A 25,356-nucleotide genomic window follows, 5' to 3' on the forward strand; every position below is an offset into this window, starting at 1 on the left:
CTTTTTGAACTGATAATGGATTTTATTATTACGAATTAACCTTAATTTAACCTTAAGAGACGATAGATGAAATGAATGGTGGAGATTAGTTAAACAAGGATTTATAAAAGTTGTGTAGAATTGTAAAGTATAGAGGACAGACTAAGCCTAACCAGTATTCGAATAGATAATTAAGCTAAACATCTGATTAACAAGGATTCAATTGAAGTGTACTAATCATCTATTAGCTAGGGCTGCCATCTTAGCATGAGGACAGTACCAAACATAGACAGGAGTGAAGTTATGAAATTTCTGCTTACATCTGGAGGCATCAATAACAAAAGCATACACGACGCACTGGTTGACATGCTAGGAAAGCCGATTGGTGAATCAAACACCCTATGCATCCCCACTGCGATGTATGGGCACCCTTGGGTTGGCCCTCGCGTCAAAGTCTGGCAGTTCATCAGTGGGAAGGAAGAGAATCCCATGGTTGGTCTCGGTTGGAAGTCGGTCGGCGTGTTGGAGCTCACAGCGCTTCCGAGTATCGATGAAAATCGGTGGATACCGCTGGTTCAGGAAACAGATGTACTGCTGGTGTCAGGCGGTGACGCCCTTTATCTGTGCTACTGGATGCATCAATCCGGACTGGCAGACCTTTTACCATCCCTGAACTCAGTTTATGTGGGAATGAGTGCTGGGAGCATGGTGATGACGCCTAAAATAGGAGAATACTTCGTTGGCTGGGATCCACCAGGTGGGGGTGATGAAACACTGAGACTAGTGGATTTTTCAATCTTTCCACACCTGGATCATGAGATGCTGCCGGGAAACACCATGGCTGCTGCAGAGAGATGGGCAGCCGAGATGCAGGGACCTGCATATGCAATTGACGATCAAACTGCAATCAAAGTAGTTGACGGAGCGGTAGAAGTTTTATCTGAAGGGAATTGGAGACTATTTACACCTTGAGCATCCTATACGCCCGTTTCTTGATATACTCTCATGGAATAGTGGGATAGTTCGACAAGTTTCGGAGGCGTCGCTGTGACCTAACCTCTTAACACCATTAGCAAGCGCGAATAATCATAACTCAGCATTACTGCTTGATTTATTTAGTAGTAAATGGCGCTGAAATTATCAATGCTTATTCAGAATGAGTGGATCCTTTAGAGCAAAGAAGAAGATTAGAGGCAAAAACAAAAGAGACCAAAAGGGAAGTAACTATCCTTTTTTGGTCTCTTTTGTTTTTATAGGGATTTAATAGATTAGGAGCATTACTCAAGTTCATTTAAACTGAGCAAGCCTTTATTGAAATTTTAATCTTTCACACTTCAAACAAATATCTACTGAAATAAAGTTAATCTTGGAATATACTATTATCATTGGGCTAATATTGATAAATTATCCTAACATTCCGATATTTTCAAAAGGAATAATATAAAACTACCATGGGAGAGCATAGAATGAAAAAGAAAATGAACTATTTAATCATGATTTTAATGACCATCTTTATGGTTGGTTGTACCAACGTAGAAGATACATCCATTAAAAATGGAGAAACAGATCCACAAGAAGAAACCACAGATAATACAAATAAAAATAGTGAAGAAAAAGAAACTATCACTAAGGTCGATGAACCAGTAGCGGAGGAAACTCCAACCCAATCAAGAAAAGAACTGTTCAAAGGATACAAACTTATTGAAGTTGATGGTGGTGATTTGTCTGGAAATCGTGACCCTAACGTCGTGGTTGACATTGGTTATGGGGACCGTGAATACTGGGCATTTACGAATGAATACGGGCAATTAGTACGTGTTGTTGCTGATGAAATCATTCTACAAGATGACGATAACGAACCTGTATTATCATCTGGTAGATACTACCCTGATGAGGCAAAGGTTCCTGGTGTGGAAAGTGACGTTTTAGATGAAGGGCATATCATAGCTGATTCTCTCGGAGGGGTATCGAATGCTTATAATATTACCCCCCAAGATAGTACGCTCAACCGACATGGGGATCAAGCTTATATGGAAGAAGTGATCCGCAAGGCAGGTGGAGCCACAAATTTTGAAGTAATTATCACTTATCCGAATACGGAAACGCAAATTCCTTCCAGTTATCAGTATACCTATACAATGAACGGAAATGTCATTACGGATTCATTTGACAATGTGAATCCTGACGAAGTAAACGAATCACTCGGTTTAACAGGTAGTGAGCCTTCCGATTCAAGTAGTTCAAACATAAACGATGATATTTCTAGTATTGATACAAACGGTAATGGTATCGTGACAATCGCAGAAGCAAAAGCAGCCGGTTTCAGTATGCCAATAACAAGGGATCACTGGTTGTACAAATATATGCGCGATAATGATAATGACGGTATGGTTGGGGAGTAAGTCTCTAGAACTTTAGGAGATTAGAAAGCCTATACACTGAAAATTTTTGTTTTAAAAAAAGGAGGTGAGCTATTTGAATTCATTCATCGAAGTAACAGAAAAAAAGTCCAATGAAAAAATATTGATTAACACTTTGTTAGTAATAGAAGTAAGAGAAAATCGTATAACAGTAGCGAATGGTTTCTCTATAAACACATATTAAACCGTAGAAACTTACGATGAAATAAAGGGGAAATTGAATGAGAGATAACATTCTTTTTACTTCATTATTCGAGAAAAACAGGAAATAAATTAAACGATAAAATGTATCTGACACTATTAGGTGCATTTTTTTGCCCTTCTAAACATCTCAATAGTCACCTAATTTAATTTATGGTAAGCACTAAGTAAGCTTCACTCGTTCTTTGTGAGCCACCTAAGCTGCATTTGGTTTCAAAATGTATGCATATGAAATCAAATGGGGAACGAAACAAGATTTTTTAACATTTTTTGTGATAATATACCTATTAATTACAATCTAATGATAGAATTAAAATAAATTAGTTCTTTCAAGGAAGTGTACATAATGGATTTTTTTACGGGAGTAAAATTGGGATTTGAGTTGTTTTGGGGGATTATTACTGCTGAACCAATGCTAACGCTAGTACTTGTCATATTTTTTATAGGATCAGTTGTTTTCGCTTCTATAGTCAACTTTTTTAGACAACAAAAGTTAAAGAAATCAGGCATACTAGAAGTTGATAAAATGAAGGGAAAAGTCTTTGAGGAATATCTACAAGTTTTATTAAGAAATAAAGGATATAAGGCGAATTTAACTTCAGTAACAGGTGACTATGGTGCTGATCTTGTGCTATCAAATAATGATAAAAAAATTGTCGTGCAAGCCAAGCGTTATAAAAAGAAGGTTGGATTGAAAGCTGTTCAAGAGGTTGTATCTGCTAAAAACTATTATAAGGCTGATGAATGTTGGGTTATTACAAACAATTATTTTACTGCACCCGCTGTCAAATTAGCACACTCAAATAATGTATTATTAATCGATAGAGACGTATTGATGAAGTGGATGTTAGAAATAAAAAAGGGAGCATAATTTATATAAAATAGTTTAATAAACGGGTTAATCTGATCAGATTAACCCGTTTATTATATCTGGCTTATACAATGGAAATCTTATTATGGAAAGGAGCTACTAATAAAAATGGTTGAAAAAAAGTATTTAAGTATAAAAGAGATGATTTCCTTACCAATATTATCAAATACTAGCATAAGTGATGATGGTAGAAATATAGCATTTGTAAAAAGAACAGCTGATTGGAAAGAGAATACATATCGAAATTACATGTGGGTTTATGAAAAAGATAAGGGTGAGTGCTATCCTTTATTATCTGGGAATCTAGATGCGATTTCCCCATTATGGTCTCCAGATTCTAGAAAAATCGCCTTCCTTAGTCCAGTTGGGGATGGAGAAAATAAGAAAAATCAAATCTTTATAAGGTTAATAGAGAGCCATTCTAGTGTTCAAATTACTGATGATAAGGAAGGGGTCAGTAAATTCAAGTGGGAGCCTAATGGTAGGGGCTTTTACTACATTACTAATTCAAAAGTATCGGAATCTATGAACCGACGCGACGTAAGGAATTATTTGGGGACTTTCATTTTATCAGTGAAGAATCTCAGTACAATTCTTTAAACTACATTGATATAAAAGATCGTATGGTTTATCAATTAACCGAGGATATTCATTTTCATATCCATGAATTTGATCTTTCAAATGATGGGGAAAAGGTTGTATTAATGGCTGCTCCAAGTCCAAACATGAGAGATTTTATGAAAAGGGATCTATACATATTGGCTATAAAAGAAAGAAAGCTACAAAAGCTGAATAGAAATAAGTTGTTAGAGGGAAATGTTTACTTTTCTCCAGAAGGTGACAAAGTATGCTATACAGCAAGCATCAGAGAGAAGGATTATTATAAAACTCGTATCCAGGAAAATACCCTAGAGATATATGAGATGAATAATGGAAACGTCATTCATCCTTTAAACGATAATGATAGTACGGTGATGCCGATACGATGGACAGAAAGAGGCATTTTAATTAGATGGCAGGATAAAACCAATTATCTAATTGGATTGTTATCTAATAATGGAACGGTGAAGCCTTTAGGAGACAAAGTCGATGGCTTTATAATGAATGCCTTTATAACGAAGGAAGGATGGCCAGCATCTGGCATATAACAGAGCTTTGACGAATGAGACGTTTGAAATCTATTTAGACGATGAAAAAATAACGAATGAAAACAGCTTTTTCCATGATAAGCTAAAAAGTATCAGGGAAATAGTTACATGGAAAAGTAGTGATGGTACCGAAATAGAAGGGGTATTATCAACGCCAGTGAACTATGATTCTACTAAAAAATATCCATTATTAGTGGTAGTCCATGGCGGTCCTGCATGGGCATCCTTTCCCATATATTCAGATTGTTTTAATGAGAAATACCCAATTGAACCATTTATTGAAAGAGACTTTATCGTGTTAGAACCAAATTACAAAGGCAGCTCAGGCTATAGGAATGAATTTTTAAAAGCAAGCTATAGAGAACTTGCGAATACGAATTACGATGATATTCTATCTGGAGTGAATAAGCTCGTTGAAAAAGGAATGGTGGATGAGGAGAAAGTTGGCATTATGGGCTGGAGCAATGGTGGATATATTGCAGCTTTCTGTTCCACATTTAGTAGTAGATTTAAAGCTATATCAGTGGGAGGCGGCATTACTAACTGGAGTACTCATTATGTACATACAGATATCCCATACTCTATGAGGATGTATTTAGGAAATAATCCATGGGATGATCCAGACGTCTATGCGAAAACCTCACCAATGACATATATCAAATCAGCATGTACACCAACTTTAATCCAGCATGGAGATAAGGATGAAAGAGTACCAATTACAAATGCTTATGAGCTATATCAAGGCTTAAAGGATATGGAAGTTGAAACCGAATTAGTCGTATTTAAAGGAATGGCCTATAGTTCCAACCAACCACAAATAAATGCCACTATTATGAATCAGAATTTGATATGGTTTTCACACTATCTTCTTGGTGAAAGTATAGAAGGTTTAAAGTTTTAGAGGGGAAGTGGAAATGGAGGAAGGTTGTAATCTAAGTTATTAAAAGTGGTGAATGGATATACTTATAGCTGTTAATTGTTTTTGCTAATTCAAAATGACCGAAAGTTGACGGTGTTGCCTGTCCAGAATTAGACGGTTATAATGTCCATATGTACATGATTCGAAACATTTCGACATTTATGATTATGATTCTGGAGAAAGGAAAAGACGCCTCCCATTATGTATACCTGCGCCAACAGATATACGGGAGACGTCCCCTAAAAAACCATATGATTATTGTATCAGATTATAAACTAATTGAAAACAAAGGAGTTTTTAGTTAGAGGTGCGGGGAGGATTCCTTCTCCCTGTTGCGGGAAAAGCATGAGCGTAATTGGTACTAGAGATAGAAAATCAAGAGAAAGTTCTGGAGAGACAAAAGTATACAACATTCGGCGATTAGGTTGTGATCAATGCGGCCGGATTCATCATGAATTACCAGATTTCTTAGTTCCATATAAGAGGTATAAGGCAGAGTGTATTGAGTCGGTTCTTTCGAACCCTTCTTCACATGATGTTCCAGCTGATGAGTCTACCCTATTTCGTTGGTTAAATTGGTTTAATTATTTTGTAGATTACTGGGCTAATTGTCTTATGTCTATTGTGCTTCGAACTAAACAAGGCGAGGTCCCTTTGAATTTGACGTCCGCAAATTCAGAGCCTGCACTTCAAAGAATAGGACGGCTGGTGGGGAATGCCCCCAGATGGCTGGAGAGAATTGTCCGGCCAATTGTGAATTTTAATTTGTGGCTACATACCCGTTCTGCATTCTTGTCCGAAGAAAGCTGATTTACACTCATGATAATCACATTTGTAAAAGGAGTGTTATCATGAGAAATCAAAAAAAGGCAGAAGAGATTGCAGTACAAAGGTTCCAACTCATTGCCCCTTTGTTGGCGGAAGGGCTAGATGCTGGAAAAGCAAAGGAATTGAAAAACCATATATGTAAGACCAGCGGTCTTTCTGAAAGGACAATCAGACGTTACCTTGAGCAGTATCGTAATGAAAGTTTTGAAGGGCTAAAGCCAAAAGGAATCTCAGAACAAATGAAAAAAGAGGGCATTCCCTCGCATTTATTGGATCAAGCGATTCTTCTTCGAAAAGAAGCCCCTACTAGAAGTGTTGCCCAAATTATTCAAATACTAGAGTGGGAGGGCTTGGCTAAACCAGGGCAGCTAAAACGTTCAACCCTTCAAGAAAAGTTAACTGAAAGAGGATATAGTTCTAGGCAAATGAGGCTCTACTCTCAAACAGGAGTAGCGGCTAGACGATTTCAAAAGCGTCATCGTAACCAGCTGTGGCAATCGGATATTAAATATGGACCTTATTTGCCCATTGGACCAAACGGCACGAAGAAGCAGGTCTATTTAGTAGCTATAATAGACGACGCAACCCGATTTATTCTGCATGGTGCCTTCTATCCTACCCTAGATTCCAGGATTATAGAAGATGCTTTTCGAAACGCTATACAAAAATACGGCGTCCCTGATGCTGTTTATTTTGATAACGGTAAACAGTACAGAACTAGGTGGATGTCTCGTACTTGTTCCAAATTAGGCACAAGGCTAATCTATGCAAAACCGTATGCGGCTGAGTCAAAAGGAAAGGTTGAACGCTTTAATAGAGTGGTAGACTCTTTCTTAGGTGAAGCAGCGCTTGAAAAGCCCAATTCATTAGATCGCTTGAATGAGCTCTTTCAAGTATGGTTATCAGAGTGTTATCAAAATAAACCACATTCCGGTCTTGGGGAGAACATTAGCCCTGAAACTGCTTTTCGAAGCGATAAAAAAGCCCTTCGATTTATTGATCCTGACAAACTAGCGAATGCATTCTTGCATTGTGAGACGCGGAAAGTAGATAAGTCGGGATGCATTAGTTTTATGGATCAGAAATATGAGGTTGGCCTATCCTTTATTGGTCGTCAAGTAGATGTTGTTTATGACCCTGCGTACTTGGATGAGCTAACAATTGAATACGAGGGGCATTCCCCGTGGAAAGCCAAAAAGCTTGTGATTGGTGAAAGAGCTGGGAAACGTCCAACATTGCCTTCACATCTCCAATCACATAAAACTGATTCTTCCAGACTTCTTAAAGCAGCCGAACAGAAGCATCAAGAACGAAAAATTGAGCAAGCTCCAGCCGTTTCTTTCCGTGCTATTTGGAAGGAGGATGGCGAAGATGTTTGAGGACTTTTATGGAATGAAACATACCCCTTTTACTCGGGATGTTCCTCCAACTCAACTTTATGAATCGTTTACGATGCAAGAAGTTTTGGGCCGGTTAAAGTATGCGGCAGAAAGACAGTTATTTGCCGTATTAACCGGAGATTGTGGCACTGGGAAAACCACAACAATTCGGAAATTTGTCGATGGCCTTGATGGCGGCAAATTTCAAGTACTATATTTATCCGATTCAAAACTAACTCCCCGGCATTTTTATAAAGGATTATTAGAGCAGTTGGGGTCGGAAGCGAAATTTTATCGAGGGGATGCAAAACGGCAGCTACATCGGGAAATTGAGTTAATGAGAGGCATTCATGGGATCCAACCCGTAGTTGTAATAGATGAATCCCACCTGTTAGACCGTGAGATGCTTGAGGAGGTTAGATTTTTACTGAATTTTAAAATGGATGCGCAAAGTCCGATGGCTCTTATCCTTGTGGGACAAAGTGAATTATGGGACCGTCTGCGTCTTCAATCATACGCAGCCATTCGCCAAAGAATTGATATTCAATTTAGATTAAGTCACTATGATCAGGCTCAGGTTAATGAATATGTCTCACGACATCTAGATTATGCTGGGGTAGACCAACAAATCTTTTCAGACGGTGCTTTGGAGGAAATTCATCGGTTTTCTGGTGGAACGCCAAGACTTATAAATAAATTATGCACACACAGTCTCCTGTATGGAGCCCAAAATGGACGTCGTATCATTGATGATCATATGGTTAAGCATGTCATTCAGGGGGAACTGTCATGAGCAGACTGTGGTTGAATATGATCTATGAGAAGGATTTAGATTGCTGGTCAGTGGTAATGGATGATGATAACTACATGATACATTGTGGTGAGTTTTTTGAACTTTGTATTGAAGGAGACATTGGAATTCCTTGTCGGTTGGAATTAGATAGGCAGTGGTATATTGTAATGGGATCTGAAGGTGTAAAGCTTGATTTAAAGGAAAATGAGATATATAAAATTGGAATTTGATATTGAAAATGGAGGCTTAGTGATTCGCAGCCTCCATTTTTTGGTCATTTTCTCCATCAAAATCGGGACAAAGTATACCGTCAATTTCTGGACAATATAGTTTAGCATTAACAGTTAATAAAAAGCGTTTAAAACCTTTTTATATAAGGTTTTAAACGCTTTTTATTTATATTTTAATTCAGTTTAAGAAGTATTAACACATACTTCTTATATAATACTGCGCAATAATATTAACCAAATAGAGATTCTAGCTGGAGTTGTTACAAGCTTAATTATTTTGCCATTTCCCAGCATTGCATTAATTGGTGAATGCTTTCCTCGATTTTCTCTAATGGGATGCCTCCAAATCCTAACAGAAATGTTGGATGCTTATATTCTATTGGTTTTAACAGATAATCGCTTAAAGGATAAATGGAGATATGGCTTTTTGCTGCGATGGCTTTTAACTCATTTTCACTTTTTTCCAGCGGAAGGGAAATTAAAATATGCATCCCGGCTTGATCTCCAGTGATGATGACTTCAGGATATTCTGTTTTAAAGATATAGGTCAGTTTATCAAGTTTCTTACGATAAATTTTCCGCATACGGTTTAAGTGCTTTGAAAAGTAACCGTCTCTCATGAAGCTGGCTACTATATGCTGGTCAAATCTTGGGACAGTTGCTGAATAATAACTGAACGTTTCCTTATATTTTTTCAGCAATGTGGAAGGCAAAAGAAAATAGGCCAATCGCAATGAGGGCATTAATGACTTGGTGAACGTACTTAGATAAATCACCTTATCGTTTTGGTCCATCCCGTGTAAGGCGGGAATAGGTTTACCAGTGTAACGAAATTCGCTGTCGTAATCGTCTTCAATGATATAGCGATTTTTACTTTTTGCTGCCCACTGCATTAACTGTGTTCTTCTTGTGGCGGAAAGAATTGCACCTGTCGGAAATTGATGGGAAGGCGTAATATAGACCACATTCGCATTTGTTTTTTCAAGTTGTTCCACAATCAATCCGTCTTCATCAACTGGAATAGGGATCGCTTTATTTTGTAGCTGAATTCTCGGGCTTGCTGAATAGCCAGGATTTTCAAGGGCTAAGTTTGAATCATTTTCAAGTAACCTTAAAATCATGGGAAAGAGTTGTTCTGTTCCTGAACCAATCACAATTTGCTCCGGTTTACATATAATCCCACGCGATTGATATAGGTATTTGGCTATTTCAGTCCGTAAAGTGTATTCCCCTTGGGGTTCTCCAATCTGTAGCAACTCCTTCGACGGGGTATCATATAAAGTTTTTGCATACTTTCTCCACTGTGAGAAGGGAAAGGACTCTGTATCGATTTTTCCAGGATGAAAGTCAAACCGGATCGTTTTTTTCTCTGTATCCTCCATAGGCAACTCAACATGTTCTGTTTCAATATAAGGTAATTCATTTATATCTTCTACAAAAAAACCAATCCGTGGTTTTGATACAATAAAGCCCTCTGCAACCAGTTGAGCATATGCCACTTCAATAGTTGTTTGGCTGATGTTTAAAAAATCGGCCAATTTTTTTTTGGAGGGGAGTTGCGTTCCAACTTCAATTTGTTGGCTCAAAATAGCGGCTTTGATACCCATATAAAGCTGCTCATACAAGGGTTTTGTTGCGTTTTTATTCAATTCAAACATAAGCATATCCATTCGGGAACCCTCCTTTCTGACCATGTTATCTTTATAAAAATTGACACTTTTTATATTGTCAGATTTTATTATACTAGTAATCATGGAAAAAGAGGAGATTCTTTTTTTAAACTGAAAAACAAACACTTGAAGGAAGAGGATGATTTGCATGTTTGCGACTGAACAAAACAAAACGAGAATTCTGGTTCTCAATGCACTATTTATTACTTTAACGTTTCTTGCTACAATGTTTATCAACATCAGGCTGCCATTGATGGGAAATGGAGGACTAATCCATTTGGGTAACGTGCCGTTTTTGATTGCTGCATTTATTTTTGGCAAGAAATCAGGTGCGATTGTAGGAGCTTTTGGAATGGCTTTATTCGATATTATGTCAGGATGGACATTATGGGCTCCGTTCACATTTGTTATCGTTGGTACTATGGGATATATAGCTGGACTTATTGTGGAAAAGATGCCTGGCAAAAAATCTTTTGTCTATCTACTAGCAGTTGCTGTTGCCATGATCATCAAAGTTGTCGGCTACTATTTTACAGAAGTGATCCTTTATGGAAACTGGATCCTGCCATTCGGCTCCGTCCCAGGTAATATCATGCAATTAGTCATCGCCGGCATCATCGTTGTGCCACTAACAAAAGGGTTTAAGCAAAGAATTGTGCGTACTCAATAAGAGTGCCTCAATAAGGGTGCCAGGCACCATAAAAAGACAAAAGGTATTTAAATGTCCTTGCTGAGAGGACATTTAAATACCTTTATTTATTTTATAGAAAAGAAAACCCTGGGCTATGCCTAGGGTTCCAAAAAGCTTACAGCGTGGTATTAAAAAAACTTCCTCAAGGTGCTAAAATATTTTTTGGTTCGCCAACCGAAAATAAATAGCCAGGAGGAAGTTCTTATGTCAAAAGACAATAATAGTTTAGCACACACAACTTGGAATTGTAAGTATCACATAGTATTTGCACCAAAATATAGAAGACAAATAATTTACGGGAAAATTAAGAAAGATATTGGACAAATCTTACGTACCTTGTGTGAGAGGAAAGGCGTGGAGATAATAGAAGCAACAGCGTGTAAGGATCACGTACATATGTTAGTGAGTATTCCGCCAAAATTAAGTGTATCAGCATTCGTAGGATATCTAAAAGGAAAAAGTAGCTTGATGATATTTGATCGACATGCACAACTGAAATATAAGTATGGAAATCGAAAATTTTGGTGTACAGGATATTATGTAGATACGGTAGGAAGAAACAAGAAGGTAATAGAAGAATATATACGTAATCAAATACAAGATGATATAGTCGCAGAACAATTAACGATGATGGAATATATCGATTCATTCACAGGGGAAGAAGTAAAGAAAAAGAAACGAAAAAATTAAGGGGAGAAGGCCTTTGGGGTCTGGCCAGTAAAAGTAGTACAATTGGCGAACCTTTCAGTAGCCCTTTAGGATTTGATCAGTAACAAAGGCTTTCAGCCGCAGAGAAAACCACCCGTTCTCACGGGTGGTCCTTATTTTATTGAAAAAAGGATAAATTATGCTTCGAAATGTATAAATTTAGTTTTAGCCGAATCTTTTAAAAATATAAGTAACCCCGTTCAAACAAATTAATATTAGTAACTCTACAAAAGCAAAAACAAATATAGTTAAAAATAAATCAAAGTAGAATTCGCCTCCAGATATAAAATCTGTCTTATCCGTTGTCCATGATTTAAATAGAATGAATAGGAAAATGGAGAATAGTAGTCCTATATAAATACATGTCCAGTGATGATAAAAATCTATTTTAAATTTACTGCGCCAAATCCATACATTCAAAGGCAAAAAAGAGATAAGAAAATATAAATGCAGCAATAGGAAATTGGGATTATGAACAGAAAAGAATAAATACTGATTTAGACAAAAGATGGCGATATTTAATAAGATTATTAGAAATGATTGCTTTTGCAAATAAATACCCCCAATCAAAATTCATTTATTCAATAGAGAGAATCAAGGTTCATTCCAAAAAAATGAACTAATGAGAGGTATTACTACCGTTAATGTGAGAATAAGGAAATTGCCTATAAGACCGCTAATTTTAAAGAATCCTCTTTTTCCTAAGAACCCACAGATAATCCCAATGAGTGGAAAAAGCCAAAGGAGTAATATAGAGAAAGTATTGGGAAAAGCAATGTTCATAAAAAACGGAAGGATATAAGCCACAAGAGCTATTACAAAAATAACAAAAGAAGCTTTGCTAAAAAAATTATGTTTCATAGTATCCTCTTTTCCTTTTTTTGTTTAATATTACCATAATAGTGATTTTTCTAAAATAGCGAAATGGAAGAATAGGAGCTCGATAGATGTCTGTATACTTCACCAACCAAGCAGTGGAAGTGGTCAATAACTTAAATAAAACGGCTTTTTAACTGGGAACGGGGAGTTTGTGGATAAAGATTTCCTCCCTTCCTATAAGTGGATGATTGAATAAATGGATAAGAGAATAAATAATAATGGTTTGATGCCTATTTGGCTATGGGCGACAAAACCGAATTTAAGAGAGGAAGGTCATTTTAACAAAGGAACAAAAGCTGTATGTTTAACAGTCGAAATACCAGAAAATAAAGTTCTTCTTTCTGATTTTGATGCTTGGCACTGTGTGTTAAATGACGGCTTTTGTATGATTTCAGAGGAAGAAGATAGGTTGTTTGAACAGGGAAAATTAACGATTACAAAGAAACAAAGCTGGGAAAGAATATTTCACTTAGCGAAATTACGCAACTCAGAAATGTGGAATAATGGGGACCAAATTGTTCAGGGAGTTACATCCGTGATTCAGAAAGAACAGATTTTGAACATAGAATATTTTATTGCTAATTAAGATCGTTTCATGGACATAATATAATGGATAAAAAAGGAGGAAATATCTTTTCCATATGGAATGTAATACGCATGTCATAGTTTAGGAGTGAAATAGATGAAAAAAATTTTAGTACTTGGTGGAACACGTTTTTTCGGAAGAAAGCTTGTGGAAGTGCTGTTGGAAGAGGGGCATCAGGTTACGATAATGACCCGTGGGACAACAAGTCATCCATTTGACGATCAAGTGGAGCATATCATCGGTGATCGCTCTATGAAGGAACAACTTAAAAATCATTTTGAAGGACGAAAATTTGATATTGTTTATGACAATATTTGCTATACATCGAATGAAGCAAGGGATTTCTGTGAAGTTTTTAACGGGAATATTGGCAAGCTTGTGTTTACCTCTTCCTTATCAACCTATTCTGCAGATGGAAAAGAAAAAAGTGAAGAAGATTTTGATTCTTATCATTATCCGATAGCATGGGGAGATAAAGAGGCTTTTACGTATGATGAAGGAAAAAGACAGGCGGAAGCCGTTTTCTTTCAGTATGCAACCTTTCCAGTTGTGGCAGTAAGGTTCCCCATCGTGTTAGGGGAAGAAGATTACACTCGTCGTTTGCATTTTCATGTGGAGCGGATTCAGCAAGGAAAAACGATTGGTTTTGTTAATATGGATGCAGAAATGTCCTTTATTCTTGCCTCAGAAGCTGCTGCATTCCTAAAATGGGCAGGTTTGTCAGACGTGGAAGGTCCATTTAATGCAACTGCAAATGGAAAAATTTCTATGGGAGAATTAATCCATATAATCGAAAAGGTGACAGGGCATGAGGCGAAAATAACGTTAAAAGGTGACGAGGAAGATACATCCCCATTTGCCATTCCTGCAACATGGTATATGAATACAGAAAAGGCAGAAAAAGCGGGGTTTGAGTTCAGTAAACTGGATAATTGGTTACCAGCTTTGATTGAGGAAATTGCAAGTAAAGATAAGCATTGATTGCGATGATTAAGGGGTATTAGTTATATTTAGGTGAAGTGGAGGGTGAATAAAGGGATAGTTATAGGAGGAGAAAAATGGCTTATGATTTAGATTGTCCTTTATGTAATCCAGATAGAGATAGCGACCAAAATATCGTCCTGGAGAATGAAACATGTTATTTTTTGCAACATAACAAACATCAAGGTGTCTTAGAGGGTAGCGGTTTAATAATTCCTAAAAACCATCACAAGGACGTCTTTGAAATAACACAAGAAGAGTGGAACGATACATATGAGCTAGTACATGAGGCAAAAAAGTTTATAGATAATTACCATTCTCCTGATGGCTATACAATAGGGTGGAATGTAGGCAAAGTTTCTAACCAAGAGATTTTTCATTGCCATCTTCACCTAATTCCAAGATATAAAGATGAACCATTGGCTGGAAAGGGAATTAGATATTGGTTAAAACAAGAGGAAAATAGACGAGTGAAAGGGGAAAGTGAATAGTTTTTATAGTGTTTGAGACACCAAAACAAGATAATGTAGTCATTTTTAAACCCATACAGAAATAACCACTGAAATTGTTTGTTCAGTGGTTTTCTTTTGTAGAATCCGAATCCTTCGTTGCTTTATATATAAAAATTTTAGCGATTTTTTCTATTGAGAATATGGTAAGTAAAAATCGCTTAACGACTTCTAGGTAGTTTTTTCTTCACTAATGTTTCTAAACAAACCGTTTCAAATCATTGATCGCCTGCAAATGCATGCCTTCGTGAAAAATCGTTCGAATTAATACTTGTTCTATTGTGTGCATGCCCATATCGATTGGGGGATATTCTTTTTCAAGCTCATTGCGATACTTTTCTATTATTTCTTGTGGTTGTGTGTTTAAAAGATCTTTTAATTCATGGAAGGACGGTGTCTCCTCTGTAAAATTGGCTGGTGTTGTACCGAAACCAAACCATTGATTGAATTGCTTCGAAGTAGGAGAGGCTTCTTTTGTTAATGCCTCGATCCATAAAAACTGATCGAGATAAAGATGACCGAGATTCCAACGGATATTATTATTAAATCCATCTGGAATAATTTCTGCTTGCTCGTCTGTCACCATTTCAACAGTCCGTAACAGTTCCTTCCGATAGGTTTCCAATTGTTTAAATAAATTTTCATGACGTGCTTCCATTTTACACACTCCTTAAACATAAACTCACAATCATTTATTCGATATGGCGATATCTATTTCCTGCACGGGAAGAATAGTGATTTTTTCTAATGGAAATACTAGAAAAAACAGGAATAAAGATAGGAGGAAAACGATGCCTCGTAAAGATGAAGAGATTAGCGAAGAAATAGAAAAGGAACCGCCGAATACGAACAAGAAAGAGGGGGAAGTAGATAAATTAAACCGCATGCTAGCAGCGGTGTTGGAGTATATTTCAGACGATGAGGTAGAAGAAATCGACATTGATTACATATTGGATCAAACAGAAGGACTTCGTGCTTGGTGGAATCAATACCGAGAGAAGAACCGCAAGCGCATGGAAGAAGAAATAAAAGAGTCATTAGGGGAACTGTCCCTTGAGGAGCTAGAGAAGATTCGGGAACAAATTAAGGCTAAACAATAAGACAAATGGTTTTCATCCATAAAAGATGAAAGCCATTTTTTCATTTCACCATGCTAAAGAAATGATTATATCGAAATAGTGGTGTGAACAACAACATTCCTTTGATAGAATCCTGAATCCGTGATAAAAAATAATTCTTCCGATAATTTTAGGAATTCCTTATTTTCTTGCCATTCGTACTAATTTAAGTTGGATTGATTGTTTTTTGTGTACACTAAATAAAACCTGCTTACCTATAATTTTTTTCAGGTCTTATTACCTATTCAGTTTCCTAGGCTTATGTTGTAAATGAAAGATACAGTCGTTTAAAAGTAGGAAACCAAGGACTATGATTTCCAAACTTTAAGTAAATTCTTCGGGAATGCTTTACCAATTTTGCAGCTAATGTAATCAAATTCTGGATAACCGTTTTTACTCGGCGACGGAAGACCTTTCTTTTAAGCGGCGCATCCCCTGATTTCAGGCTTTCTTGGCCAATAATCCGAAGGAGATTGTAGGTTAAACATCCAAGATGTAAGATTAATTCATTGGTGGCAAATTTCCCAGAAGGGAAACGTTCTAGGTCTAAATCCGTTTTTAATTCACTGTGGAATTGTTCACAAGTGGCATGTTCGTGATAAAGGCTAATTATTTCCTCTGTTTCATTAGGTAGGGTAGTCCAATAGCTCTCAAACTCAACATCTGGGATTAAGAGGATTTGGCCGTTTTTATCAATCGTTCTTTCTGTTACTTTATAGACTTGGCGAATGGCTTTTTTCATTCCCTTTGGAGTTGTTTCTAAAGCACCATAGAATACACGTTTTCCTTCTCGCTCCTGAACGCATTTACCGAATTGTTCAGCTACCATGAGCCAGTTTTCAGGCTTTTCACGGCGAGGATTTCGTTTAATTATGAAATCGGCCTTTTCATTCACACAAACTTTTAGGTTTTCGACACTATCGTTTCCTGCATCCATACGGACCAATAACGATAGATCAGTAATCATCCGAGAATATATAATACTTTTCTCGAGAAATTTCTCAGTATCCTTTTGAACGTGTGTGCTTCCCTCCCGAAGTTCCACATTTACAACGTAGCCTTCTTGACCCAAATAGGAGAAGTTAGGGGAATACCCGTCACATCCTTTGTATGTGCGACTAACCCCTTCTTTCTTAGTATTTGAGTTATCAAATGGCGATACATCAATATCCAGAGGTACGTATGATTTTTTGTCACTAGTAATTGTTGGAGTGACAGGAGAATCAAATTGCCGTATTAGTTTAGCCGATTCTTCCAGAACAATGGATTTCCATCCAGTCACCTTGGCAATTTGATCGAGTCGTTGCCGTAGTGTGGGACTTGATGGAACCACTTGAATATCCAATGCACGATAAAAGAAGGGATCATCTCGAAATTCTTCGATATGGTCGAAATCATTCTTACCTTGGCACAATAGACCCACATAAGAAGTGGTAACATCCCCATTAAGAATGGCCGGAGACGACTTGATTTCTGGGACCTTTAAGGATGAAAAACGTTTGTAAAATTTTGTTTTTGATAAAAGCAAACCTATTAAACCTAGACCCGAATGGGTCGTTAATGTATCATCGGAATCTTCTAAAATAAACTTAACCAATTTCAACACCTGCCTGGTGAAATAAAATTATCAACATAAATCAGCTGATAACATTATTATATCAGGCTTTGTGGGCACATTTATTATTAATTACGTCACGGACTCAGGAGAATGAGAGAATGGAATATCCTAGAAGAATATTAAGAAAATCTTAAGAATTTTGCTTAGCAGATATTAAGATTTTTTGCCTATGATAGAGACATCGAAGAGAGAGAAAGCAGGTGGTTGTTGTTGGAGAAAGTAAATGTGCTAGTAGTGGATGATGAGAAAGAAATTAGAGATGCCATTGAAATATATCTTAAAAACGAAGGGATTACCGTTTTAAAAGCAAGTGATGGACTAGAGGCATTGGATATTTTAATGGAACAAACCGTTCATTTAATTCTAATGGATATTATGATGCCAAATTTAGATGGGATTTCTGCTACTTATAAAATTCGTGAACAAAAAAATATTCCGATTATAATGCTGACAGCGAAAAGTGAGGATACGGATAAAATATTAGGCTTGCAAATAGGCGCTGATGATTATATCACAAAACCATTCAATCCAATGGAGCTAGTCGCAAGAGTGAAATCGCAATTACGAAGATATGTGACACTTGGAACCTTTGATGGTGTGAAGAAAAAAATAGACCTTCATGGATTAACATTAGACCAGGAGGCAAAAGAAGTAGCGGTAAATGGAGAAAGTGTAAAGCTAACGCCGATTGAATATAAAATCGTTGTATTATTAATGAAAAATGCAGGCAGAGTATTCTCTATTACGGAAATTTATGAAAGTGTATGGAAGGAACCTGGGTACAATGCTGAAAACACGGTGGCAGTACATATTCGAAAAATCCGCGAGAAAATCGAAGTGGATCCAAAAAATCCGCGTTTCTTAAAGGTGGTGTGGGGCATTGGCTACAAAATGGAGAAGTAAAGCTATTTTTATCATTTGGACATTGTTGGTTACGATTGGGCTTAGTGGGTTAGCACCGCTAAAAATATGGCTAACGCAATATATACATACAAATTATTATGACTCCACCAAGTTTGAAGACAAACGAATGTATTTTACAGAATTATTAAGTGATTATCAATTATATCAGGTGCCAATAGAAGAAGCGAAAAAGAACATCAGTGTCACGAAAGAAGAAATCGCTGAATATCGTGATTCATACGCAAGTTTAAATGAACAAATGCAATTAATTAATGATCAGTATGAAGAAGATATAGCCCTAGCAATCGAAAATGGAGATGAAGCAGCAGAGAAACTGTTAACAGAAGAAAGAGATCGAGATATAAAGGAAATCACAGAGCTATTGCCAAATGATGAATATGTCCAAGAAAAAATAAAAGAAGAAAAACAATTAGAGGTAGATCGATATTATCGAGATTTGGAAAATACAAAATATGAATTTGAGCAATGGGCTGAATCATTCTACTATTATTTAGAGAATGGTAAGACGGGAAAAGTTGTAACTAATATGACTATTTCTCCAGGAGAAACAATAGAAAAGGTAGTAAACAAGGACAATACAAAGTTCTTAGGCAACTTCTACTTTACATCGAACACAGAGAAGTTAAATTTGCCCGGACAATCAATAATCTACAGAGATAAAGGGTTTGCAATTTGGTCATGGGAAGATGAAATGATGATTCCTCCTATCGTAAGTCAGTTGAAAAAAGAGATTGGTAATTATGAAGGAATCGTGGCTGTACCCAAAAAATTAAGTAATGGTAGTTTGCTGATAGAGGAAGAGAATAAGTATTATGCTTATCAAAAGAAAATGATTTTTGCAAGTTCATTAAGCATTATCAGTTTAGTAGTAAGTATTTTCATGCTTGTAAAAAGGAAAATCAGTTTTGCGCAATGGGACTATTCCTTTTATCGAAAGGTTCCAATTGATATCCGATATGTGCTATTGGTGATAAGTGCCATATTAGCTGTTATTGGACTATGGGGAATTGGGGACCAACTATCCATGAAGGTGAATGAACTAGGAGGGAATTGGGGTGATATTCTTGCCTTTCTTCTTTTAGCATGGGTATTTGTAACACTATCTCTTATGCAAGGATATCTATTAATTAAAGAGAAAGTAAAGTGGAAAAATACATTTATAAGTATAAGTGTAAATAAGTTGAAAACGGCTATTTCACGGGTTCTCTCTAGTAGAGATTTTACCAAAAAAGCGATTGGTAGCTTGCTAGTGATTTTTATGTTAGGTCTATTTTTACCAATAAGTCTGGTATTGCAAATTCTTATCCCATTCTATTTAGTAGCTGCTCTTTTCATTGGAATTCCAGTTATTATTTTTGTGGTGAGAAATATAAAGGCTTTTAGTAAGCTGCTTGCACAAACGAATGCAGTAATAAATGGAGATTTACATCAAGAAATATCAATCCAAGGGGCGAAAGAGTTGACTTCTCTCGCAAAGAATATTAATACGTTAAAATCTGGGGTAATTGTTTCAAAGACAGCCCAGGAAAAAAGCGAACGCCTAAAAACCGAATTAATTACCAATGTCAGTCACGATCTACGCACGCCTTTAACATCTATCATTAACTACACGGAATTATTGAAAAATAAAAATCTAACAGAGGAAGAAAAAGAAGGCTATCTGGCCATTATTGACCGAAAATCACAGCGGTTAAAAGTATTGATTGATGATTTATTTGAGGTTTCGAAAATGGTTAGCGGCAATGTGGAATTGAAGAAGGAAAAGGTAGATTTAGTGCAGCTTTTACAGCAAGCATTAGGAGAATATGATGAAACAATCAAAGCCTCTACTCTTGATTTTCGTGTAACCAATCAAGAGCCGTCGATTAATGCAGTAGTAGATGGGCAAAAGCTATGGAGAGTTTTTGATAATTTAATAGGAAATATTTTGAAGTATTCCTTGGAGCATTCTCGTGTCTACCTTTCGATTAAACAAGAAAAAGGGCAAGCGATTCTTCAATTTAAAAATATTTCTAAGTATGAACTAGATGACAATATGGATGAATTATTTGAGCGTTTTAAACGAGGGGATACCTCTAGACATACGGAAGGATCCGGACTTGGACTTGCGATTGCAAAATCGATTATCGACCTTCATGAGGGAATGATGACAATAGAGACAGATGGAGACTTATTTAAAGTTACCTTAGCGCTACCTGTAAATGAACAGCGAAGCTAAAAATGAATAAGAAACAAGCAGCCTATCTGTACTCATTGCTTTACCCGATTACGAGAAATGAAGTAATTGCAAGGAAAATAGTATTTGATGTACTAAAGGAATATAAACATATAGATGAAAAAATAATCATTCGCAAAGCCATTAACAAAGCGATTGAAGCAGGTAAAGCTAAGATAGGATAGAAGGTACTTCCTTTTCGATGATGAAAAGGAAGTATTTTTTTACTAGAAATATATGTTAAAATAATTTAAAAGATTATGAATAATCACAGAAAGAAGGAAAGAAAAGTGACCATCAAAAAAATCGGTATTGTAGGGCTTGGAGCGATTGGTGCAGTATACGGCAAAATGCTTCAGGAAGTAGAAGGATTAGAAGTACAAATTATTGTCGATGAGCATAGAAAAACAAAATATGAAAAAGAAAAATTCTACATAAACGACGAAGAAACTTCCTTTCATTACATCCATCCAGATACACAATCAGAAGCCTTTGATTTGGTTCTCCTTGCAGTAAAATATGGACAGCTTCAAGAAGCAATCTCCCTAATTCGTCCATTTGTAGGAGAGAAAACAGTAATTCTTTCCTTATTAAATGGGATTACAAGCGAGGAAGAAATTGCACAAAGCTATGGGGAAGAAAAGATTCTCTATTCCATCTGCAATGGTATTGACTCAACAAGAGAAGGCAATCGAATCTATTACAGTACTCCTGGAATCATCACTTTTGGGGAAAGAGTAAATATAGAGCTGACGGATCACGTAAAAGAGGTCAAAGAATGCTTAGAAAGAGCAAATATACCAGTTGATGTACCAATAGATATGGAACGAGCACTATGGAATAAGTTCATGATTAATGTAGGCATGAATCAAGCTTCAGCTGTGACGAGAGCACCATATGCTTATTTTCAAAAAGAAGGACAAGCAAGAGAGCTAGCAAAAAGTGCGATGAAGGAAGTAATTCAGCTTGCACAGGCAAAGGAAATTGACCTAACAGAACAAGACATGGATTATTTTTTTGCCAATGTATTAAGCAAAGTTGGCGGAACAGGAAAGACATCGATGCTGCAGGATATCGAAGCTGGCAGAAAAACAGAAGTCGCTTTATTTGCCGAAAAAGTTATCGATTATGGCCAGAAGCTTGGCATCGAAACACCTATTAATCAAGCATTCTATCGAATTATTAAAACAGTGGAGGAAATGCAAGGGTAGAAAAGCTCTAAAAAGAACGGGGGATTCAAATGGTTCAAAGCACACAACAGTCCTATTCGCCGCCAAAACATATCGTTTCAGCAGCGACGATCATTATTAACGAACAAGGCGAAATTTTATTAATCAAGGGACCTAAGAGAGGATGGGAAATGCCAGGCGGACAAGTGGAAGAGGGGGAGTCCTTGAAAGACGCCGCAATAAGAGAAGCAAAAGAAGAATCAGGTATTGATATTGAGATTGTAAAATTTTGTGGAATATTCCAAAATGTGAACTGTTCCATATGTAATACGCTGTTCTTAGCAAAACCAGTTGGGGGAGAATTAGCTACTTCTCCAGAAAGCTTGGAAGTAGGCTTTTTTCCCATTAAGGAAGCATTGGAAATGGTAACACATAAGAATTTTAGGGAAAGAATAGAGAAATGTTTGGATGAAAGTAGCCAGCCTTTTTGTGTAGAATTTTAAAATGCTGCAGAAAAATAACAAAAAACAAAACAAGTGAGGAATTCAAAAAATGACGACAGTTGGTCTGATAAGGCATGGAATCACCGAGTGGAACACTTTAGGAAGGGCACAAGGAATATCAGATATCCCTTTAAATGACCTGGGAATAAGCCAAGCAATAGCTATAGGAAATAGACTACTGCAAGAAGAGAAATGGGATATTTTAATTACAAGTGATTTGTCGCGAGCAATTGTAACCGGAGAAATTATTGGAGAAAAAAATCAACCTACCAATAAGTCATAAGGAAAAAAGAGTTCGTGAAATAGATTGCGGGAAAATGGAAGGGACAACCTTAGAAGAAAGAATTTCGAAATGGGGTAACAATTGGCGAGAGCAAGATTTAGAAATGGAAAAATTTGAAGACGTGGGAAAAAGAGGGAAGCAGTTTTTAGAAGAAATAATTTTACGATACCTAGGAAAAAGGATATTAATCGTTAGCCATGGTGCTTTCATTGGACTGACCCTTAAACAAATACTTCCAGCAGTTTTCCAAGATACTTATATAGATAATACCTCCCTTACAATTTTAAATCATTCTGACGGAAACTGGGAATGTACTCTGTATAATTGTACCAAGCATATTATGTGATGTCGTTATTTTAGAATTATTGAACTAGGTTATTAAATTAATAGGGAAAAGGGTGGTGAAATATTTGAACGGTTACAAAGCAATGCTATTTGATTTAGATGATACCTTGCTTGATAGAGATAATGCGGTAGATAAACTATTTTTCATTATGTTAGAAAAATGTTATGAGGATATTGATGATTCCATAAAAAGGGGAATGCTGCAAAAATTCAAAGAATATGACAAGAGAAGCTATGGTCAAAAGGATAAAACAAAGGTTTTGGCATCTTTTTTTGATGCGTATCCACCGAAATACAGAATACCAAACAATGACATCTTAGCTTTTTGGAATAATCATTTTCCGTATTGTTTTGCAGTAAATCAAGATAGGATTAACATAGTAAATAAGATAAAGAGCCAAGTGAAAGTTGCAATTATCACAAATGGTACTGTCCATAGACAAAAAGCAAAAATAATGAGCACCAATTTACATAATTATTTCGATACAATTATCATTTCCGATGAAGTGGGGTTTAGTAAACCGGACAAACGCATATTTGAACTAGCTTTAAATAAGCTTAATGTGCAGCCAGAGGATACATTATTCGTTGGGGATGACTTAGAAAGAGATATTAGTGGTTGTCAAAATGCCAATATAAAGGGTGTATGGTTTAATCCTCGTAGGATCAATAATGCTACCGAGATAAAACCATTTGCTGAGATTGATTCATTTGAGCAATTATTAAACCATTTTACATATGTCAATAAGGGAAGTGCTTCATGAAGGTCTCTTTAATTGTAGCGATGGACAAGAACAGAGTAATCGGGAAAGATAATGATATTCCTTGGAGGATTCCGAGAGATTGGGAGTATGTGAAGAAAATAACTTCAGGACATCCAATTATTTTGGGGAGAAAAAACTTCCAATCCATCGGAAAAGCATTAAGTAAAAGAAGGAATATCGTCATATCGAGAGACAGAGAATTAGTATTTGATGGCTGTGAAATGGCCCATTCATTAGATGAAGTATTTAAATTGTGCGAAAAGGAAGAAGAAATATTTATTTTTGGTGGCGAAGAAATTTATAGAATATTTCTTCCATATGTAGAAAAAATGTACATTACAAACATTCACGCAGAGTTTGAAGGAGACACATTCTTCCCAAATGTTGATTTAAGCAAATGGACGCAGACTTCTGTTACGCAAGGAATAAGAGATGAAAAAAATCCTTATCCATACTATTTTCATATTTATGAACGTGTACCTTCTTAAACAATTGTGTATGTCTAAATGGCTTAGTATAAGTGAAGGCAAAAAAGGCGAACTATTGTGCCCCCCTTTTTTCTATAGTGTATTCTGACTGAAGCAAACTAACATTCTTTTATTTAAAAAACAAACCCAAAATAAGCTTCTTCCTGATCTGTATCCTCAAAATATTTTATCCCCAAATATTGAAAGCCAATTTTGCCAAGAACTTCTAAAGAAGCTTTGTTTTCAATGCTGGCAGAAGCAATTACTTTTTGCAAACTTCCTTGTTCTTTAGCAAACATCATACATGCACTAGCTGCTTCTGTAGCATAGCCTTTATTCCAATTGTTTTTTGTGAAATGGAAAATAAGTTCCACTTCTTCGATAGAATCCTCGATATTAAAACCGGCAGCTCCGATTACTGTATTGTTAGCTAAGTCAATAACACCATAAACCGAGAGACCAAAATCATCTTGACATTGCTGATAAAAATCAACAACTTGAGGCAATAATGCAGAGGAAGTACTGCCTCCACAATATTTCATTACTTCTTCATTTCCCCAAAACTGTTCGCACGCCTCAATATCTTCTATTGTTAATAAACGAAATCCTAATCGCTCACTTGTAAAAAGAAAATCCAATAAAAAAACTCCTTTAATATATTCTATTATTCATTTAACCATTTTAGCTTATAAGAACAGTTTCATGCAAAATTTAATGAAGAGGGAGAGGAGCAGAAGAATGGAGGAATATATAGAAATGAAAAGCACAAAAGATAATAATCTTATCTTTTGTGCTTTAAGTATGTTGAAATATAATGGAAAAAAAGAGATAGAAACTCATTTTGAATTTTCATACTTGCCAATAGATGTTGTGATACATTCTGCTAGTTCAGAACAATTCCCTTCATACATATGAAATGTTAAAGAATGAAGCAAATGATCGAATTGGTCAGGTGGTGAATCCGTGTTACTTAGTTCTGTAGACCAGTTAATTTTAGAGATAGAAATAATAAAAGAATTAGTTGTTTTCATGATATATAATTTCGTATCAATTAAACCTGGTGGAGCAATATCTTCTCGTACGGTAATCATTTCAACAACCTCCCCATTTTTATTTCCATTATACTCCTTTTTTTCGACGTTTTTTTCCAAAAATAGA

General features: G+C 36.3%; 28 protein-coding genes and 1 pseudogene. 24 read left to right on the top strand and 5 right to left on the bottom strand.

Annotated features, from left to right (window positions below):
• The first annotated feature begins 282 nt into the window (after positions 1 to 282).
• The 9 genes and pseudogenes from NKG37_RS17595 (at position 283) to NKG37_RS17630 (ending at position 8,768) form a co-directional block, all read left to right on the top strand.
• On the top strand, positions 283 to 951 hold the full coding sequence (locus NKG37_RS17595; RefSeq protein WP_254415014.1) for a Type 1 glutamine amidotransferase-like domain-containing protein: 669 nt from the start codon (positions 283 to 285) through the stop codon (positions 949 to 951).
• Between the two features lie 494 nt (positions 952 to 1,445).
• Positions 1,446 to 2,381 (top strand): DNA/RNA non-specific endonuclease, encoded by a 936-nt coding sequence (locus NKG37_RS17600; protein ID WP_254415015.1) that lies wholly within the window; start codon positions 1,446 to 1,448, stop codon positions 2,379 to 2,381.
• Positions 2,382 to 2,454: 73 nt separating this feature from the next.
• Positions 2,455 to 2,583, top strand: coding sequence for a hypothetical protein (locus NKG37_RS26135; RefSeq protein WP_263479840.1), 129 nt, complete (start codon positions 2,455 to 2,457; stop codon positions 2,581 to 2,583).
• A 363-nt stretch (positions 2,584 to 2,946) separates the two neighbouring features.
• A complete protein-coding gene (locus NKG37_RS17605; protein WP_224428178.1) occupies positions 2,947 to 3,471 on the top strand; it encodes a restriction endonuclease in 525 nt (174 codons plus the stop codon).
• Between the two features lie 102 nt (positions 3,472 to 3,573).
• Positions 3,574 to 5,520 (top strand): annotated as a pseudogene (locus tag NKG37_RS17610) (prolyl oligopeptidase family serine peptidase).
• A 363-nt stretch (positions 5,521 to 5,883) separates the two neighbouring features.
• Positions 5,884 to 6,348, top strand: coding sequence for a DUF6431 domain-containing protein (locus tag NKG37_RS17615; RefSeq protein ID WP_254414815.1), 465 nt, complete (start codon positions 5,884 to 5,886; stop codon positions 6,346 to 6,348).
• A 41-nt stretch (positions 6,349 to 6,389) separates the two neighbouring features.
• On the top strand, positions 6,390 to 7,745 hold the full coding sequence (locus NKG37_RS17620) for a DDE-type integrase/transposase/recombinase (protein WP_254414816.1): 1,356 nt from the start codon (positions 6,390 to 6,392) through the stop codon (positions 7,743 to 7,745).
• Positions 7,738 to 8,538: an ExeA family protein gene (locus NKG37_RS17625; protein ID WP_367976433.1), complete on the top strand. Its 801-nt coding sequence runs from the start codon at positions 7,738 to 7,740 to the stop codon at positions 8,536 to 8,538. Before NKG37_RS17620 ends, NKG37_RS17625 begins: the two co-directional genes overlap by 8 nt.
• Positions 8,535 to 8,768 carry a DUF5348 domain-containing protein gene (locus NKG37_RS17630; RefSeq protein ID WP_254414818.1) on the top strand — a complete coding sequence of 78 codons (234 nt, stop codon included), beginning with the start codon at positions 8,535 to 8,537 and terminating at the stop codon, positions 8,766 to 8,768. Before NKG37_RS17625 ends, NKG37_RS17630 begins: the two co-directional genes overlap by 4 nt.
• Before the next feature lie 272 nt (positions 8,769 to 9,040).
• Here NKG37_RS17630 and NKG37_RS17635 read toward each other — a convergent pair whose 3' ends face one another.
• On the bottom strand, positions 9,041 to 10,438 hold the full coding sequence (locus NKG37_RS17635) for a MocR-like pyridoxine biosynthesis transcription factor PdxR (protein WP_205835604.1): 1,398 nt from the start codon (positions 10,436 to 10,438) through the stop codon (positions 9,041 to 9,043).
• 139 nt (positions 10,439 to 10,577) lie between these two features.
• Here NKG37_RS17635 and NKG37_RS17640 point away from each other — a divergent pair, with 139 nt between their 5' ends.
• From NKG37_RS17640 to NKG37_RS17660, 5 genes are all read left to right on the top strand, one after another.
• Complete coding sequence (locus NKG37_RS17640; protein WP_169188438.1) at positions 10,578 to 11,108, top strand: ECF transporter S component; 531 nt, start codon at positions 10,578 to 10,580, stop codon at positions 11,106 to 11,108.
• Between the two features lie 225 nt (positions 11,109 to 11,333).
• Entirely contained in the window at positions 11,334 to 11,819 is a 486-nt protein-coding gene (tnpA, locus tag NKG37_RS17645) for an IS200/IS605 family transposase (protein ID WP_016205359.1), read from the top strand.
• A 1,093-nt stretch (positions 11,820 to 12,912) separates the two neighbouring features.
• A complete protein-coding gene (locus NKG37_RS17650) occupies positions 12,913 to 13,302 on the top strand; it encodes a DUF3841 domain-containing protein (protein ID WP_254415016.1) in 390 nt (129 codons plus the stop codon).
• Between the two features lie 96 nt (positions 13,303 to 13,398).
• Complete coding sequence (locus NKG37_RS17655; RefSeq protein WP_016205362.1) at positions 13,399 to 14,283, top strand: NAD-dependent epimerase/dehydratase family protein; 885 nt, start codon at positions 13,399 to 13,401, stop codon at positions 14,281 to 14,283.
• Between the two features lie 77 nt (positions 14,284 to 14,360).
• On the top strand, positions 14,361 to 14,774 hold the full coding sequence (locus tag NKG37_RS17660; protein ID WP_016205363.1) for an HIT family protein: 414 nt from the start codon (positions 14,361 to 14,363) through the stop codon (positions 14,772 to 14,774).
• A gap of 217 nt (positions 14,775 to 14,991) precedes the next feature.
• Here the strand turns inward: NKG37_RS17660 and NKG37_RS17665 are convergent, their stop codons facing one another.
• Positions 14,992 to 15,450 (bottom strand): DinB family protein, encoded by a 459-nt coding sequence (locus tag NKG37_RS17665; RefSeq protein ID WP_016205364.1) that lies wholly within the window; start codon positions 15,448 to 15,450, stop codon positions 14,992 to 14,994.
• 133 nt (positions 15,451 to 15,583) lie between these two features.
• Here NKG37_RS17665 and NKG37_RS17670 point away from each other — a divergent pair, with 133 nt between their 5' ends.
• Positions 15,584 to 15,892, top strand: coding sequence for a hypothetical protein (locus tag NKG37_RS17670; RefSeq protein ID WP_016205365.1), 309 nt, complete (start codon positions 15,584 to 15,586; stop codon positions 15,890 to 15,892).
• Between the two features lie 277 nt (positions 15,893 to 16,169).
• Here the strand turns inward: NKG37_RS17670 and NKG37_RS17675 are convergent, their stop codons facing one another.
• Complete coding sequence (locus NKG37_RS17675; RefSeq protein ID WP_118977697.1) at positions 16,170 to 17,513, bottom strand: IS1380 family transposase; 1,344 nt, start codon at positions 17,511 to 17,513, stop codon at positions 16,170 to 16,172.
• A 225-nt stretch (positions 17,514 to 17,738) separates the two neighbouring features.
• Between NKG37_RS17675 and NKG37_RS17680 the strand changes: the two genes are divergently transcribed.
• The 9 genes from NKG37_RS17680 (at position 17,739) to NKG37_RS17720 (ending at position 24,219) form a co-directional block, all read left to right on the top strand.
• On the top strand, positions 17,739 to 18,431 hold the full coding sequence (locus NKG37_RS17680; RefSeq protein ID WP_101731357.1) for a response regulator transcription factor: 693 nt from the start codon (positions 17,739 to 17,741) through the stop codon (positions 18,429 to 18,431).
• Positions 18,409 to 20,670 carry a sensor histidine kinase gene (locus tag NKG37_RS17685; protein WP_016205366.1) on the top strand — a complete coding sequence of 754 codons (2,262 nt, stop codon included), beginning with the start codon at positions 18,409 to 18,411 and terminating at the stop codon, positions 20,668 to 20,670. The genes NKG37_RS17680 and NKG37_RS17685 overlap by 23 nt, the downstream gene beginning before the upstream one ends.
• 2 nt (positions 20,671 to 20,672) lie before the next feature.
• Positions 20,673 to 20,852 (top strand): hypothetical protein, encoded by a 180-nt coding sequence (locus NKG37_RS17690; RefSeq protein WP_254415017.1) that lies wholly within the window; start codon positions 20,673 to 20,675, stop codon positions 20,850 to 20,852.
• 105 nt (positions 20,853 to 20,957) lie between these two features.
• The gene (locus tag NKG37_RS17695; RefSeq protein ID WP_254415018.1) at positions 20,958 to 21,878 is read left to right on the top strand and encodes a ketopantoate reductase family protein; all 921 of its coding nucleotides are present in this window, start codon (positions 20,958 to 20,960) and stop codon (positions 21,876 to 21,878) included.
• A 29-nt stretch (positions 21,879 to 21,907) separates the two neighbouring features.
• The gene (locus NKG37_RS17700; protein ID WP_016205368.1) at positions 21,908 to 22,339 is read left to right on the top strand and encodes an NUDIX hydrolase; all 432 of its coding nucleotides are present in this window, start codon (positions 21,908 to 21,910) and stop codon (positions 22,337 to 22,339) included.
• 49 nt (positions 22,340 to 22,388) lie between these two features.
• Complete coding sequence (locus NKG37_RS17705; RefSeq protein ID WP_016205369.1) at positions 22,389 to 22,622, top strand: histidine phosphatase family protein; 234 nt, start codon at positions 22,389 to 22,391, stop codon at positions 22,620 to 22,622.
• The gene (locus NKG37_RS17710; protein WP_016205370.1) at positions 22,588 to 22,968 is read left to right on the top strand and encodes a histidine phosphatase family protein; all 381 of its coding nucleotides are present in this window, start codon (positions 22,588 to 22,590) and stop codon (positions 22,966 to 22,968) included. The genes NKG37_RS17705 and NKG37_RS17710 overlap by 35 nt, the downstream gene beginning before the upstream one ends.
• A gap of 82 nt (positions 22,969 to 23,050) precedes the next feature.
• Positions 23,051 to 23,731, top strand: a complete 681-nt coding sequence (locus NKG37_RS17715; RefSeq protein ID WP_254416416.1) for an HAD family hydrolase — start codon at positions 23,051 to 23,053, stop codon at positions 23,729 to 23,731.
• Positions 23,728 to 24,219, top strand: a complete 492-nt coding sequence (locus NKG37_RS17720) for a dihydrofolate reductase (protein WP_254415019.1) — start codon at positions 23,728 to 23,730, stop codon at positions 24,217 to 24,219. Before NKG37_RS17715 ends, NKG37_RS17720 begins: the two co-directional genes overlap by 4 nt.
• Before the next feature lie 113 nt (positions 24,220 to 24,332).
• On the opposite strand, the gene NKG37_RS17725 is transcribed toward NKG37_RS17720, so the two are convergent.
• Entirely contained in the window at positions 24,333 to 24,836 is a 504-nt protein-coding gene (locus tag NKG37_RS17725; protein ID WP_254415020.1) for a GNAT family N-acetyltransferase, read from the bottom strand.
• A 198-nt stretch (positions 24,837 to 25,034) separates the two neighbouring features.
• Positions 25,035 to 25,289: a YueH family protein gene (locus tag NKG37_RS17730; RefSeq protein WP_254415021.1), complete on the bottom strand. Its 255-nt coding sequence runs from the start codon at positions 25,287 to 25,289 to the stop codon at positions 25,035 to 25,037.
• Positions 25,290 to 25,356 lie beyond the last annotated feature (67 nt).

The organism is Niallia sp. RD1 (assembly GCF_024219955.1).
Classification (GTDB): Bacteria; Bacillota; Bacilli; order Bacillales; family Cytobacillaceae; genus Niallia; species Niallia alba.

Excerpts from the sequence above, each read along its gene's own strand:
- NKG37_RS17595 (WP_254415014.1), top strand. The coding sequence starts at position 283 with ATGAAATTTCTGCTTACATCTGGAGGCATCAATAACAAAAGCATACAC.
- NKG37_RS17600 (WP_254415015.1), top strand. The coding sequence starts at position 1,446 with ATGAAAAAGAAAATGAACTATTTAATCATGATTTTAATGACCATCTTT.
- NKG37_RS17605 (WP_224428178.1), top strand. The coding sequence starts at position 2,947 with ATGGATTTTTTTACGGGAGTAAAATTGGGATTTGAGTTGTTTTGGGGG.
- NKG37_RS17615 (WP_254414815.1), top strand. The coding sequence starts at position 5,884 with ATGAGCGTAATTGGTACTAGAGATAGAAAATCAAGAGAAAGTTCTGGA.
- NKG37_RS17620 (WP_254414816.1), top strand. The coding sequence starts at position 6,390 with ATGAGAAATCAAAAAAAGGCAGAAGAGATTGCAGTACAAAGGTTCCAA.
- NKG37_RS17625 (WP_367976433.1), top strand. The coding sequence starts at position 7,738 with ATGTTTGAGGACTTTTATGGAATGAAACATACCCCTTTTACTCGGGAT.
- NKG37_RS17630 (WP_254414818.1), top strand. The coding sequence starts at position 8,535 with ATGAGCAGACTGTGGTTGAATATGATCTATGAGAAGGATTTAGATTGC.
- NKG37_RS17635 (WP_205835604.1), bottom strand. The coding sequence starts at position 10,438 with ATGGATATGCTTATGTTTGAATTGAATAAAAACGCAACAAAACCCTTG.
- NKG37_RS17640 (WP_169188438.1), top strand. The coding sequence starts at position 10,578 with ATGATTTGCATGTTTGCGACTGAACAAAACAAAACGAGAATTCTGGTT.
- tnpA (WP_016205359.1), top strand. The coding sequence starts at position 11,334 with ATGTCAAAAGACAATAATAGTTTAGCACACACAACTTGGAATTGTAAG.
- NKG37_RS17650 (WP_254415016.1), top strand. The coding sequence starts at position 12,913 with ATGGATAAGAGAATAAATAATAATGGTTTGATGCCTATTTGGCTATGG.
- NKG37_RS17655 (WP_016205362.1), top strand. The coding sequence starts at position 13,399 with ATGAAAAAAATTTTAGTACTTGGTGGAACACGTTTTTTCGGAAGAAAG.
- NKG37_RS17660 (WP_016205363.1), top strand. The coding sequence starts at position 14,361 with ATGGCTTATGATTTAGATTGTCCTTTATGTAATCCAGATAGAGATAGC.
- NKG37_RS17665 (WP_016205364.1), bottom strand. The coding sequence starts at position 15,450 with ATGGAAGCACGTCATGAAAATTTATTTAAACAATTGGAAACCTATCGG.
- NKG37_RS17670 (WP_016205365.1), top strand. The coding sequence starts at position 15,584 with ATGCCTCGTAAAGATGAAGAGATTAGCGAAGAAATAGAAAAGGAACCG.
- NKG37_RS17690 (WP_254415017.1), top strand. The coding sequence starts at position 20,673 with ATGAATAAGAAACAAGCAGCCTATCTGTACTCATTGCTTTACCCGATT.
- NKG37_RS17700 (WP_016205368.1), top strand. The coding sequence starts at position 21,908 with ATGGTTCAAAGCACACAACAGTCCTATTCGCCGCCAAAACATATCGTT.
- NKG37_RS17705 (WP_016205369.1), top strand. The coding sequence starts at position 22,389 with ATGACGACAGTTGGTCTGATAAGGCATGGAATCACCGAGTGGAACACT.
- NKG37_RS17715 (WP_254416416.1), top strand. The coding sequence starts at position 23,051 with ATGCTATTTGATTTAGATGATACCTTGCTTGATAGAGATAATGCGGTA.
- NKG37_RS17720 (WP_254415019.1), top strand. The coding sequence starts at position 23,728 with ATGAAGGTCTCTTTAATTGTAGCGATGGACAAGAACAGAGTAATCGGG.
- NKG37_RS17730 (WP_254415021.1), bottom strand. The coding sequence starts at position 25,289 with ATGATTACCGTACGAGAAGATATTGCTCCACCAGGTTTAATTGATACG.